Annotated in this window: 10 protein-coding genes; 5 read left to right on the top strand and 5 right to left on the bottom strand. The window is 57.9% G+C overall.

Translation table 11 applies throughout. The features are described from left to right. From PA598K_RS04175 to PA598K_RS04155, 5 genes are all read right to left on the bottom strand, one after another. On the bottom strand, positions 1-160 hold a 160-nt coding region (locus PA598K_RS04175; protein ID WP_185601548.1), incomplete at its 3' end, for a helix-turn-helix domain-containing protein. A 397-nt stretch (positions 161-557) separates the two neighbouring features. After that, on the bottom strand, positions 558-6776 hold the full coding sequence (locus tag PA598K_RS04170) for an alpha-N-acetylglucosaminidase TIM-barrel domain-containing protein (RefSeq protein WP_128655654.1): 6219 nt from the start codon (positions 6774-6776) through the stop codon (positions 558-560). A 46-nt stretch (positions 6777-6822) separates the two neighbouring features. Next, on the bottom strand, positions 6823-7668 hold the full coding sequence (locus PA598K_RS04165) for a carbohydrate ABC transporter permease (RefSeq protein WP_128655652.1): 846 nt from the start codon (positions 7666-7668) through the stop codon (positions 6823-6825). A gap of 17 nt (positions 7669-7685) precedes the next feature. After that, positions 7686-8579 (bottom strand): carbohydrate ABC transporter permease, encoded by an 894-nt coding sequence (locus tag PA598K_RS04160; protein ID WP_128655650.1) that lies wholly within the window; start codon positions 8577-8579, stop codon positions 7686-7688. 111 nt (positions 8580-8690) lie between these two features. Further along, entirely contained in the window at positions 8691-10055 is a 1365-nt protein-coding gene (locus tag PA598K_RS04155) for an extracellular solute-binding protein (RefSeq protein ID WP_128655649.1), read from the bottom strand. Between the two features lie 382 nt (positions 10056-10437). Here PA598K_RS04155 and PA598K_RS04150 point away from each other — a divergent pair, with 382 nt between their 5' ends. The 5 genes from PA598K_RS04150 to PA598K_RS35920 form a co-directional block, all read left to right on the top strand. Continuing rightward, complete coding sequence (locus PA598K_RS04150) at positions 10438-11289, top strand: BglG family transcription antiterminator (protein ID WP_128655647.1); 852 nt, start codon at positions 10438-10440, stop codon at positions 11287-11289. 32 nt (positions 11290-11321) lie between these two features. Beyond that, a complete protein-coding gene (locus PA598K_RS04145; protein WP_128655645.1) occupies positions 11322-11828 on the top strand; it encodes a PTS sugar transporter subunit IIA in 507 nt (168 codons plus the stop codon). 17 nt (positions 11829-11845) lie between these two features. After that, the gene (locus PA598K_RS04140) at positions 11846-13444 is read left to right on the top strand and encodes a PTS transporter subunit EIIC (protein WP_128655643.1); all 1599 of its coding nucleotides are present in this window, start codon (positions 11846-11848) and stop codon (positions 13442-13444) included. A gap of 12 nt (positions 13445-13456) precedes the next feature. Further along, a complete protein-coding gene (locus PA598K_RS04135) occupies positions 13457-13711 on the top strand; it encodes an HPr family phosphocarrier protein (RefSeq protein ID WP_128655641.1) in 255 nt (84 codons plus the stop codon). Positions 13712-13761: 50 nt separating this feature from the next. Further along, on the top strand, positions 13762-14577 hold an 816-nt coding region (locus tag PA598K_RS35920), incomplete at its 3' end, for a phosphoenolpyruvate-utilizing N-terminal domain-containing protein (RefSeq protein WP_260405252.1).

Raw genomic sequence — 14577 nt, 5'->3', positions numbered from 1 at the left:
TCTGGTAGGACAATCCCTTGCCTGTCGCAGCGTACGTTTCGTTCCACTTGGCGAGGAAATGATTGAACACAAAGCGGGAGCACCCTAAGGTGCGCCGCATCTGCATGGCTTGCTCTGGATTCGGATAGAGGCGGAACTTGAACGCTTTATGTCTAAGCATGGACGAACCTGCCTCCTTATTTGAAGGTCTATATCCCCAATTATAGCACATACGTTCGTGTTAGAAAACAAAAAACCACCGATTCATCTCCCGCTTATAGAAGACGGGAGTATTCTCGGCTTAGGTTGATAAAGGGAGCGATATAGAGAAATTTCCGTACCGACGCGCGTTTCATGCTGCGACTTTGTGGGCGCACCCTTTCACTCCTTTCCATTTTTGACAACGCTTACATTAGCGTGAAATTATCATACGTGATTGTATAATGTAAAACCATGATCAATCCGCATCGATTATTGATCTATTCTTATCCCGCGCCACTTGCCCGACAAGCTGCAATACGACAAGCGCAACAAAAAAGCGGCCGCCCGAGGGCGGCCGCAGCTTCGGCTTGTTGCTCTTAATATACGTGCCGGTACAGGCGTTCGATCAGCACCGCGATCTCGGCCCGTGTCGCCTGGCCGGTCGGATCGATGCCGTCTCCCTTGCCCTGGATCAGACCGCTCTGCACCAGATTGGCGACGCTCTGCTCGGCGTAGCCCGCGATCAGCTGACGATCTCCGAAGCGCTCCAGCGCACTCGGCGAGGCTGGCTCAAGCGGCTGCCCGAGCAGCGTCAACGCACGGTCGAGCAGGACCATCATCTCCTGTCTGGCGATCGGCTGCTCCGGCCCGAAGCGGTTGTCGCCCGTGCCCTGAGCGATGCCCAGCGCCTTGGCGACTGCCACCTCCCCGGCATAATACGCGTCCGGCGCCACATCATCGAAGCTGGCATCGGTCTCCGACTTCAGATCGAGCGCGCGGACCAGCAGTGCGATGAAGTCCGCCCGCTTGATCGCTGCGGCAGGATGATAGGTATCGGGAGAGGTCCCGTTAATGACGCCGCGAGAAGCCATCGCTTCGATCGCCTGCCGCGCCCAATCGTACCCTTGCAGATCGCCAAAGGTCTTATGCACATAAGCAATCGTGTAGCGGCCGGATTGGCCAGCCTCGAACGCAACGCCGCCCAGCTCCGCATCGTACGCGCCGGAGGCGACTGCTACTCTCCTGCCCGCTTCGTCCGTGTACCAGACGAAGAGGTATGCGGCGTCTGCCGCCTCAGCGGCTGTCGGCGCATAAGGCAGGAATACCTTCAGCGACGAGCCCTGATCAGACCAGGTCTGCGGCTTGCCATCGACCTTCACCGCGAGGTCGACGCCGACGCCCTCCGCAGCTTTGACGATGGACACGGACACTTCCTTGGCTCCGGTCACCGCTTCGCTCGCCAACAGATCGGCTGGCACAGTCACCATGCCCAGCGGCGTGCGGATGACGACTTGCTTGGCTTTGTCCCCGCCAGCCAGGGCGTACGGCGGCAGCGCGATATCATAGCCTGCGGCTCCCGACGCTTCGTTCACAGTGATGACGACGATCTGGCTATTGGCGGACGCTTGGTCGTAGGCCTCGGCAGCAATACCCGCCTTGGCGATACCATCCGCGCCAACCTGCGGCTCCCTCACGATCATCTCGCCCGGCGCTCCCGTCTCTCCTGTCGGATCTGTCCCGGGCTCTGTTACCGGAGGCAGTACAGGCGGCCACCAGGGGATCGGATCGCGACCGCGCTCGGTCGTCGCGGTAACCGAAGGTCCGCCCGTCGTCCACAGCTCATGCTCGTTGCCAGCCTCTACCTTAAACGTGTACGTCGAGCCGGCGGTCAGCCCCGTAACCTCAAAGGTCGTAACGTCGCCCGTCGTCGTACCGATCAGACGGCTGCCATTGTAGATGTTGTAAGCTGTCACTGCATCTGCGTCTTCAGCAGCGGTCCAGATCAAGGTCAGCCCTGTTCCGCTGACATTCGCCGCCTTCAACGTGCTACGCTCTGGCCAGACCGGAGGCTTCGCCGCGCCAAGCTCGGCTACCGTTACCTTGACGGTTGCCGTCAGCGCATCCGGGTTGTACAGTTGGGACGGCACTATACCTGTAACGGTGTACTCACCCGGCTTCTCGCCGTCATAGCCTGCGACATCCCAGGTTACAGCTACTGTCCGGGCCGCGCCGCTCGCCAGCGTCACCGACACTGTCTGAGGCAGTTGATTCCGCAGCTGCTCAGCAGATGTGCCATAGGCCACACGCACATCGGCGATGGTCGCGATAGCTGTCACCGCATCCAGCGCTGTTCCCAGCACCCGCAGCTCCGCCACCTGGTACGGCGCTCTTCGACCGCTAACCTCCTGGATATTGGTCGTGTTGATCCGGATGTAGCTGGCATGAACGGCGTCCAGCAGATGATAATCCTCCGCTTCGTTTGGCGTCGTCCGCGTCGTCTTCTCCCCGAGCTTGGTCCACTCGGTACCGTCCAGACTGCCGTAGAGCTCATAGTTATGCCAGTAACCCCGGTTATTGTTGCCGAAGATGACCTGGATCTCCTCGACACGATAGACGTCCCCGAGCGCGATCGTCGCCCATCCCGGGGTGATCGTCGACTCGTAAGGGAGCCCCGTCGCGCTGAGCCGTCCCGAATCCCAGACGGTGTCGCGGCTGTTGTCCACCAGCCTGGCCGGATTGCCGGCTGTCCCGTTATGCGCCGTCACTGGCCGGTCGAGGGCCAGATTGCGCAAGCCGCTCAGGTTCATCCTGAGGATCGTATCATACATACTCCAGTACACACTGTTCACCTGATCGACAGCCGCCTCGATCTCGATCGCCTGCTCCGCCTGCTGCATCGCGCTCCGGAAGGCGCTCACTGCATTGGGCTCGCTGGCGTCCAGCGGGATCGACCCGGCGAACCGCACCAAAGCCCGCAGATGATCGAGCGTCGGCAGGATGCGCTCGCCGTACACTCTGATTTCATTGAGGGCCAGCTCTTCCGCGCCCTCAGGCTTATCGGCCGAGATGGCCCGAATCTTGACGTAACGCGCTTCGAGGTTGGCTACCTGCCATTCATTGCCGGTGCCAGACGCCTCTCCAGCCGCGACTTCGCCGACCTTGTGCCACGTCGCCTGATCGCTGCTCGCGTACACCTCATAACCAGCAAACGTCACGCGATCAGCCAGTACCTGAATCTTGGACAGTTGGAAGGCCCCGATCAGATCGATGATCAGCTCCGGCTCCGGTATCGAAGGGCTCGCCAGAAGAGCGACCATCGTCTCCGCTTTGCCGTCGGTTGCCGCCTGCAAGCGTCCCGAGACGTTGGCGGTGTTGGCCGTAGCCATCCGCTCCAGCGCTCGGTTGCCGATATTCGGGTCCAGCTCGCCAGAGAGCATCGCATGGTCGAATACCAGCTCCACGACCGCCTTCAGCTCTTCGTCGGAATCCTTGGCATCCCGGGTATAGTCTTGCTCCCCCAGTACCCAATCCCAATACAGATCGAAGTAGCCCGAGACGCTAATCGTCTGGATTGGCGTGCCGCTCTCCAGATTGGCCTCCACTTTGTTCAGATACGTCTCCCAGACGTTCTTGTAGATGTCGTTGAACATCCCCTCGTAGTTGCGCCAGCCGTATTCCTTCAGACTGCCATGCGATTGGCGCGAGCCCCATGTGGTGATGAGGCTTTTGGCATTCATCTCGAACGCATCATTCGTAAAGTCATCGTACGGCGCCGCCAGATCCTGCGCTCTGCCGATCCACTCGCCGGCCAACTGATCCTGCTGGGTCGCCTGGACCGCATTGAGCACGTCAAAGGAGTGCAGGAAATCCGCCTTGGCAGCTCTGAACGCTTCGAGATCCTTATTGTCCCGCGCCTTCAGCACTTCATTATAGGCAAAGACCGAATAATTGCTCACCAGTTGTCGCATGATTTCGGTCATATCATATAAATAGGCTTCGCTGGTCTTGAATTTCTCGAAGTCTTCAGCCAGCAGACGGAACGCAGACTCCAGCTTCTCCGCGCCGTAGGCGATGTTCTGTTGGCCGTAGTTTTGCGGCGTCGTATTTTTCATGCCGTAGATCTGCGTCGTGAACCGAACCCCGTAATTGTAGTTGGCATCCTTCATCATATTCCAGGCCAGTCGGGCATTCTCCGAGATGCCGCCGTAGCGCCGCTCGATATACTTGTCGATCCACTGGTTCAGATTGAAGCTCTCGTCCGCCCAGGCCAGGTCGAAGATCAGATCATAGATGATCGGGTTATCGTATTGCGCCTCCGAGATGATGCCCAGCCCTGCCATATGCTTGCTCGTCTTCTTGGCGTTCTGGATATCGTTGACCATCACCTCCATCTGACCGTGCATCGACGGGTTGCCGCCGAAGTTGGCCAGCAGTCCCCATACCCAGCTCGTGCCGTTAAATTCGACCGCGTCGAGCCGCGTGCTGTCATAGGACGTCTTGTTATACTTTGTAAAGCTAGCGAGCGGATATTTGATCAGGTCGACGATCAGAACGTGATCCTCTCTCCGATCCCCCATGCCGCGCAGCAGATCGTTGGTCGGGTTGCTCTGCCAGCCCTGAACGATCCATACCGCATCCTCATCATAGGCCAGCATCGAGTTCAGCACCTCATGGGCAATGGTACCGTCGCTCAGTCCCGCCGGTCGTTTGCCGCCCTCGTGGAACGGGTCAGCGGCGTAGTATTGCGTGGTTTTGCCGTAGACGAACTCCTGCGCTTCATAGAACAGTCTGGCATATTCATCATACAGCGCCGAATCGGTTGCGATCATATCCGGCCGACTGAATCCATTCCACAGCCCCTGCTTGATGACCGCTACATCCGGCTGGAATTCGTTGAAATTGGTCGGCACAACGCCGGCATAGCCCTGGAGCACGGTCTGCATGCCAAGCGAGTTTTTCCAGCGCATGGTGCTTCTCGCCAGCTCGGCGCGATCGATAATATAGCCATCCGGCACCGGTCCGCCGAACGCCTCCATATTGGCCATGAACTGCCAGGCGTTGTAGGCCGGGCCCGTGAGCCAGTCCTTGGCGTCATCGAAGGAATAGCCGAAGTTCATCAGAAATTTGACCCAGGTCGCTTCCTGCCCCGCAAGATCAAGCACGACATTGACGCCGTTCAGCGCCAGCCAGTCGTTTTCCCGCTGCCATTCCTCGACGCCAAAAAATGCAAACGAGTAACTGAGCGTGCAATAGTTGAAGGCATACCGAATTTTATATTCGGTTTCCTTGCGTACAGAAGCGCCGATCGTCGCGATCGTCTGCGGCATCTTCACCTGCATCGTCTGCTCCGAGATATGCACGTTCAGATAGTTCTTATAGTAGTAATTCAGACCGGTCGTAATCGAAATCCCGCTGTTGCCTGTAATATGCACCTTCCCTACCCGGTCGCTAAGCTCAAAATAGTCCTTGTCATTGGCCGTGTTCGGCGCAACCTCAAAGGAAAACCAGTCTCGGTATTGCGGACCGACGGTACGCTCGACAATGCCGTAGATGTTGTCATACGTCTCTTGATCGGTAATCGCCTCGGCATAGGAGGTGTCCCGGAAGTCCTGCAAGCCAAGGATTTCCTTCAGCGAGCCGGTCCGCAGAGGGTCTGTGTTAACGCTTGTCTTGACGCCATACGCCCGCACCTCGGACAGATACGCACTATTCTCACCCTGCGTATACTCCATGTAAACGCGCAAGATCCGGTACGAGGCCGGCTCCTCCAGGACGATCCGATCGCCGTCCGCCGTGGCGGCCGTTCTTGATCGTTTCTGATAGAGACGGTCGTAGGTGGCGCCGTCGTTGCTGCCATAGATAGTGTAGTAAGCGATCTTGCCTGGCGGCAAGTACACCTTCAGCTCGCTCAGGTCGTATTGCGCCATCAGGTCGATGTCGATGTACGCTGGATAGAAGATCCCGCTCCAGACGGTGGCCAGGTCGCCATCGGTGACATGGCTTGCCAGATGCTTGGACAGGTTGCTCCTGGCCGGCTTCTGGTAGGCGATATTGCCCGGATCTCCAGGGTCGACTGGATCGGTTGGATCGGTCGGATCGACCGGACCGGGGTCATCCGGGCGGTGCGAGCCTACCATTTTCGGCCGTTTGGCCGGATCGCTGGTTTCTTTGCTATGGAACATTAGCGAGGAATCCAGACTGTTTTGTGCGCTCGCGAACAGCGTGATCTCCTCCCTTCCTTCCTCCACCAGTTGCAGGATCGTATCGGTGATGTCGACGGCAATCGTCTTCTCTGCATCGGTTTTGGTCTCATATTCCTCATGCTGCTTCACCTCGAACCGGAACAGCGTCTGCGTGCTGCTGCGATCAAGGAATGCCGGCTTGGTGTTCCACGTCATGGACGTCTCCGCCCAATTCGTGTCTGTTGCGTAATGAAAGGTGTACGTCTGATTGCCCAAGGCGTAGTTCGGATTTTTGAATACATGGAACACAAAATCGAACTGATTCAGCCCGTTTTGCTCGATCTCGGCCTTCGTCGGCAATTTGAGCTTCATCGCCGCGAGGATCTCGTCGGTTCCGTAATACTTGCTATTGAGGACCGTAATGCCTTGGCCTGCATATTGAGCGCCGTGAGCCGCCGTAATATTCTCGAAGCTGTAGTTGGTCGTGGCCCTCGATTTGCGGACAAACCCGTCTTCGAACACAGGGTAGTCTACGCTCGCCGGAGGGTCCTCCGGAGCCGCGTAGAGCGGAATGCTGGAGAACCAGACGGCGGCGATCAACAAGAGGACGAGCGACTTGTAACGTGTGCGCATGGACTGAACTCCCTTCTATTGTAGGACTGAGTATGAAATGAAGCAATTATTTTACGGCGCCTGCCGTTACGCCCTCGGCAATCTGCCGCTGGAAGATGACGTAGACGAGCAGCACCGGCAAGATCGACAGCAGCAGCCCGGCGAAGAGCGGTCCCCACTCGGTGCGGTATTGCATCTCTTGCTGCATCACGGCCAGTCCGACCGGCAGCGTGTAGAGCGCGGGCTTGTTGACGAGCACCGAGCCCATGATGTACTCATTCCAGATCGTCAGCGCATTCATAATGCCGACGGAGATCAGGCCCGAGCGGGCGAGCGGCAGCATGACCGACCAGAAGGTGCGGGCATGTCCCGCGCCGTCGATGTACGCCGCTTCCTCCAGCTCCCGGGGCAGCGTCTTGAAGAAGCTGACCAGGACGAAGATGCCGAAGGGCAGCGCGCTGGCGGTGTAGACGAGGATCAGGCCGGGAATCCGATTGATCAGTCCCATGTCGTTCAGAAGGAAGAACAGCGGGATCAGGCCAAGGATCATCGGGATCATCATCGCCGACAGATACAGATAGTACAGCACTTGTCCGCCCTTGATGTTGAAGCGGGCCAATACGTAGGCCGTCGTCGCCGAGAGGAACAAGGAGAGCAGGATACTGCCCACGGTAACCAGTATGGAATTAGTAAAGTAACTGCCGAAGCCATACCTTCCCCAGACGTAGGTGAAGTTCTCCCACAGCAGCGGGAATTCGGGCAACGCCCACGGCTGCTTCAGCATAAATTGCGGATTGTCCTTCAGCGCGCCCAGCAGCGTCCATACGAGCGGATACGCGACCGCAGCCGTCCAGAGCAGCAGCAGGATATAGGTGACGGTACGCGCCGCCGGATTTTGCTTGGTTAACATCATCGGTTGCTCCTCACTCCTCATGCCAATTCAATCGTCTCCCGCTTCAGTATCCGCTGCAGCACAATCGTCGTGAGCAGGGACAAGACCAGGATCAGCACGCCGATGGTCGCAGCATAGCCCATATGGTATTGCCTGAAGCCCATCTGATACAGGTAGGAGCCCATCACCTGCGTCGAGTTGTCCGGCCCGCCCTCGGTCATGATCCAGACAAGGATAAACGAGCCGTTCAAGGTGGTCATCACAATATGGAGGATGCTCACCTTCATCTGCTCCCACATGAGCGGCAGCGTCACCGAGAGGAACTGTCGCCACTGGGATGCGCCGTCCAGATCGGCTGCTTCGTACAACTCTGCCGGGATGGAGAGGATCGCCGCGATGAGCAGGATCATATAGAAGCCGATCCCCGCCCAGATCGACGGCCAGAGCAGCGACGACATCGCCGTGTGCGGCTCGCCCAGCCAGGCCGTCGTCACTCGTTCGGACGTAAACAGCGACAAAAACGAGTTCAGAAAACCAAGGTTCGGATTGTATACATACCTCCACAAGACGCCGATGACGACGACGGAGATCACATTCGGAATAAAAAACAGCACGCGATACATGTTTTTGCCCCATACATTAAGCCTCGTCACCGCTACTGCAAAAAAGGTAGCCAGCAGCATGATGCCGAGAACCTTGCCGACGACCAGAAAGTAATCATTGGCTACCGCTGTGCCGACAATCGGATCGCGAAGCAGCTGCTTGTAATTGTCGATTCCGATAAAGTCCATGCTCTTCGTCCCGCCCGACCAATCGAAGAACGATAGCTGTATTCCTTTGACAATCGGATAGAGCGTGAACAGGCAAAAAAATAAAAAGGTCGGCAATAAAAAAGCGAGCAAAAATATGTTGCGTCTGGCAGATTGACTCATAGGACGTACCTTCCTTCTTGCATTCGGTAATCTCGTTCGAGAACGCGACAGGAGAGATGACGTCCGCAACGGAACGCCATCCATCCTCAGACGCGCTTGGCTAGTGCCGGATTACTTGCGGGCTTTCGCCGCCGCTGCCTCCAGACGCTGCATCCATTCCTCCGCCGTGATGCGTCCGGTAGCGAGCGCGATCGTCGCATCCTGCTTCGCTTTCTCGACATCCGCATTCAGGACAGCTACCGGCGCTACAGTCGTCGTATCGGCATTGAAGAAGCCCATCGCTTCCTTGACCACCTCGCTGGCGGAGGTATTGGTCAGGTCCGCCTTGACATTCATCAGCGCGCCCGTCAGCTCGGCCCAGCGTACGGCGTTTGCTTCCGTGAATGCGTATTCCAGGAACGCTTTTGCCGCTTCGGGATTTTTGGCATTCTGCGCGATCGCAATCGTGTTCGTGTAAGGGATGACGATGTTATTCTCGCCTGCATCCTGCGCTACGGAAGGGATGAAGCCGAATTCAAAGCCGTCCGGGATGTCCTTGCTCATCTCGTTCTCGAGCCACAAGCCGCTTGGGATAAAAGCAGCCTTATGCTGCAGCCACTGGATCTGCGAATCGGTATGATTAAGCGACACCGCGCCCGGATCGATCAGCCCTTTGTCCACCAGCTCGACCACTTGCCCCAGCGCCTTCTGGACGGCAGGCTCGGAGAAGCTGCCCTCTTCGAGATTGGCCTGCCGGGTCAGGATGGAGCCGTCGCCGCCGTTGGCTGCGACGATCGCCGAGTCGACCAGACCGCCGTTGATGTAATACGGATAGACGCCGGTATGGATAAGCGCCGAGATGCCCGAGGCCTTCACTTGCTCGCTCGTGTCGATGAACTCGCTCCAGTTGGTCGGGGCCGTCCAACCTTTCTCCTGGAAGAAGGCTTTGTCATAAAACAATCCCCACGAACCGAACACCAGCGGCAGCGTATAGTTCCGATTGCCTTCGTAAACGGTCGGCTGCGAGATCAGAATATCCGTCAGCTTGTCGCCGTCCGCGTTGACCATCCCAGCCAGGAAGTCGGTCAGATCCATCAGCTGGCCGTCATCGATCATCTGACGTTCGTTGGCGCCTGCGCCGTCGATGTAGACAACGTCCGGTGTGTCGCCCTGGATCCAGCGTGGCCGCATCTGCTCGTTAATGTTGGGGCCTGCCGTCTGGGTAATCGTTAATCCCGGATTGGCCTCCTGGAAGCCCTCCAGCACTTCCTTCCACCAGACATCGCCGTAGCCGCCGACGAAGTACTGAATCTCGAACTCTCCCGTCAAGCCCTTGTCTTCGGCGCCATTGTTGCTGGATCCCTCGATCGCCGACGTGTTCGGCGCAGGATCGGTCGCCCCATTGCCCGGATTGACGTTATTCGCGCCGCCGCAGGCCGTCACCGCCAGCACCGTCATCAACGCAATACCCGACATTACCGTTTGTTTCACTTTCATACTCCGACACCCCTCATTCATGGAATAGCCTGGTAAAGAAACGGATGGACATGATAAAAAGGGCACAAGTCACGCAAGCAAAGGTTTGCTTGCATAACTCATGCCCTTTCGGTAGCACGTTATGTTTCCTTACGTATTCGACTGAAAAAATCATAACTCGTAATTACTTTTCTGTCAACACGAGATTTTTTGGAACATTCTTCATTATTTTAATCGCTTCCATTTTCAAAGTTATTTTCAATTGACAGATTAACGTCATCTATCATATCATTAATAAAAGTATAATTGGCGTGTTACTAGTTGCACTAGGCATGAGCCGACGATGCCAGCTTCCTCCAGGAAGCAGGTGTTTTCGGCTTTTTTGTTTTGAGGAGGGGTAAAGTTGGCGGGGAACGAAAGGCAGCGCATTGATCGAATCGTAGGAAACAACGTAATCTTGACCGTAGACCCTAACACGACAAAGGAATATGTGCTCTTCGGCAAAGGCATCGGCTTTGCATCCCGAGGCTCTGAATGGATCAGCCTCTCCGATCCGAGAATTGAGAAGCGTTACCGACTGGATGAGGAACAGCCGATCAAGGAATATGAAAATCTGATCGAGAACATCGATCCCGAGGTCATCCTGATCGCCGAACAGATCGTCGAGAACGTCAAGGAACGGTTGGGGACGCCGGTGCAGCCGAAGGTGTACTTCGCCCTGCCCAATCATATTCAGTTCGCCCTCTATCGCCTGCGCAACGGGATGGAGATCAACAATCCGTTCCTCCATGAGACGAAAATCAACTTCCCGCTGGAATATGAAATCGCCGCCCAGGCGGCCGTTATGATCAGCGAGCGCTTCAGCCTCCCGATCCCCGAGGATGAGATCGGCTTCCTGGCCCTCCATGTCCACTCCTGCGTCGGCACGGCCTCGGTCGGCCAACTGGTCAAGCTGACCGGTCTAGTCAATCGCATCGTCGAATTGATCGAACGCAACAGAGGCATCCCGCTTGATCGGGACATGCAGGACTACGCCAGACTGGTAATGCATATGCGGGCTGTGATCGAACGCCTGATGTATGAACGTCGGGTGGTCAATCCAATTGTCAGCGAGCTGAGATCGCATTATCCCGAAGCCTTTGCGCTCGCTACCGATGTCGGACAGCTCATCGAGGAGGAACTGCGCGTCGACATCTCCGAGGACGAGATCGGCTACATGGCGATCCACCTGCATCGATTATTCCAACCGTACTAGATCGTATACAGAGGAGAGAGAGGGGATAGCCGATGTTCCTAAATCAACGGGCCTCGCAGCAACGTCCGCTGCTCATCGAAGCAGCCGCCCCGGCCAACGGTCGATTGTTCCCGCTGTGCGAGGTTAGCGACGCCAACTTCGCCTGCGGCTTCCTGGGCGAAGGCATCGCCCTCGAGCCAACAGACGGCCTCGTGGCTGCGCCCTTCGACGGAATCATCAGTCATATCGCCGAGACCAAGCACGCGCTGATGCTGCGTCATGCCTCCGGATTGCAGCTGCTCATCCATATCGGCATCGATACGATCGATCTGCGGGGCGAAGGCTTCGACATGCTGGTGAGCATAGATGATCAGATCCTCGCGGGACAGCCGCTCGTCACCTTCGATCCTGTCCGCATTCGCGAGTCGGGATACGCGTCCTGTATTATCCTTGTCGTCCTTGGCGCCCAGTCGAGTACCGCATCTATTGCGTGCAACTATAGAGTCGTCGATATCGGAGAGCCCGCAGCATTTCGGATTGCGCTGAAGCAAGTTACCTGAGCAGAGGGGTTGGGAGCATGCTGGCTATGTTGCAAAAAATCGGGAAGTCGCTCATGTTATCCGTTGCGGTGCTGCCCGCAGCCGCGCTGCTGCTCCGGTTCGGCAACATTGATTACGAACAGGATTTCCGCTTAGGGGAGCTGGGGGCGTGGCTGAATCAGTATATCGCGCCGTTCCTGGATGCGGGTGGCTCCGCCATCTTCGACAACCTCCCGCTCATCTTCGCCGTCGGCATCGGTATCGGCATCGGAGGCGATGCCGTAGCCGCGCTGGCAGCCGTGATCGGCTATCTCGTGCTCGACTACGTGCTCCTCCAGATGCCGGTCGTCCTCGCGGACTGGTCTCATATGGACAGCGAGTTGAATATGGGCGCGCTGGGCGGTCTGCTGGCAGGACTGGTCGCTTCCTTTTTTTACAAACGGTATCATCAGATACAGCTTCCGGGCTGGCTAGGCTTCTTCTCCGGCAAACGCTTCGTGCCGATCGTTACCTCAGCGGCCATGATTGTGATCTCTGCCGGCTTTGGCTTGATCTGGGGACCGATACAGCATGCTCTTGACACCTTTGGCAGCTGGGTCATCAATCTGGGCGGCATCGGGGCGTTTATTTACATGGCTGCCAATCGACTGCTGTTGCCCTTCGGCCTGCATCATATATTAAATAACATCGCCTGGTTCCAGATCGGCAGCTATGTCGATGCCACCGGGCAGATCTACAAGGGCGACCTAAACCGGTTCTTCGCTGGCGACAAGGATGCCGGTCTGCTGATGGCCGGGTTCTTCCCGATCATGATGTTCGGACTGCCAGCCATCGCGCTGGCGATCGTGCATAGCGCCAGGCGCAATCGCCGCAAGCTGGTCTCCGCCATCTTCCTGAGCGCGGCGGTTGCCTCCTTCCTGACCGGCATTACCGAGCCGCTGGAGTTCTCCTTCATGTTCGTCGCCCCAGTCTTGTACATCATCTACGCGTTGCTGGCGGGGGTCAGCGGCTATATCATCGTCGAAGCGGGCGTCCGACACGGCTTTGGCTTCTCGGCAGGCTTCATCGACTATGTGATCAACTATCCGCTCGCTACCAAGCCCTTGCTGATCGTACCGATCGGTCTCCTGTTCGCCCTCTTCTACTACATCCTGTTCCGCGTCATCATCGTCAAGTTCAATCTGATGACGCCGGGCCGCGAGCCGGAGGAGCCGCCCGCTCCCCCCTTGACTTCCGACGAGCTTGATGTTGCCGTTGTCTTGCGCAGCACGCGGTCCGAGTCCGCTGCCGCCAGCCTGGACGGAGACCGTCAGGACGCTGCGACGGCCCAGACGCCGCCCCCGCTTCCGATCCGGCAGGGCGACCCTGCCTCTGCCCGTTCCGACATCGATGCCTCTGGACGCTCCGACATCGCTGCCTCGCTGGCCGCAGCCTTTGGGGGCGTAGCCAACATTAGCAGCATCGATGCCTGTATCACCCGGCTGCGCCTCACCGTGCATGATGAGAGCCTGGTCGACGACCAGGAGCTGAAGCGACTCGGCGCGCTGGCCGTGCTCCGGCTCGGGAAGGGCTCGGTCCAAGCGATCGTCGGGATGGAGGCCGAGAAGTTAAAGGATTGCATTAAAGCTATCATGTAGGAGTGCACGCCAATGAAAAAAATATACACCGTCATGAATCCGTCAGGCATCCATGCCCGACCTGCGCTCAAAATCGTAGATGCGGCCTCGCAGCATCGCTCCGACAGTTATCTGGTCAGGGATGGCCTCCGCTTCGCTGCGAAAAGTCTGGTCCAGATGATCTCCATCAGCGCCAAGTACGGCGAAGAAATCGAGGTTTTCGCGGAAGGCGAGGATGCCCGGGAAGCGATCGAAGCGATCGGCGCTATACTGACATCGCTGCATTAGACTAGACCGGCCAAAGGCCGGATTACACCCTATGTGAGAGGGGACTCAACATGATGCAATGGAAAGGGATACCTGTCTCCGCCGGGATCGCCCGGGGACCGGCGTTGCATCTGCCGCCCTCGTCGCTGCTGGCCGCTCCTCGCAGCATCGCAGAGGCGCAGGTGAACGCCGAGCTGGCGCGTTTCGATGCCGCTGTCCGGCTGGCCGAACAAGAGTTGTCTGCGCTGCGCGCCACCCTCCTGCATAAGCGACGCACCGAAGAAGCTGACATCCTCCGCGTCCAGCTCGCGCTGCTGCATGACAGGGAGCTGATCGGCTCGGCCCGCGCCAGTATCGTAGGCCTGCGGCGCTCCGCCCAAGCGGCGTTAGAGCAAGCGATGGGCAAGGCGCTGGCAGTCATCCGCCAGCATAACCCCGCGCATTTCAAGGAGCGGACAGCGGACATTGAAGACGTCATTCACCGCGTCATCCGCATCCTGCGGGGGGAGATGGACGCAATCGAACATATAGAAGATATGGCGGCGCAGGGCATCATTCTTATCTGCGGGAGCCTGTCCCCCTCCGAGGCGGTGCGGCTGGATCCCGATGTCATCGCTGGCATCGCCCTGATCCATGGAAGCGCTAACTCCCACTTCGCGATTATCGCCCGCTCCATCGGCATCCCGACCGTCGTCGGTCTCGGCCCCGACCTGCTCTCGATCCGCGACGGCGAGTCGGTGCTGCTTGACGGGACAAAGGGTACCATTATGATCCATGCGGCGAAAGAGCGGCTAGACCCGAGTGCGATGGTGGCGCCAGTGGCGGGCGTTGTGATGGGAGAGCGCGAGCCGGATGCGCGGACGACCACGAAGGCGGCGACAGAGACG

The organism is Paenibacillus sp. 598K, from assembly GCF_003851045.1.
Taxonomy (GTDB): Bacteria; Bacillota; Bacilli; order Paenibacillales; family Paenibacillaceae; genus Paenibacillus_D.
The sequence above is the reverse complement of the archived record's forward strand: the minus strand, read 5'-3'. Positions and strand labels throughout refer to the sequence as shown.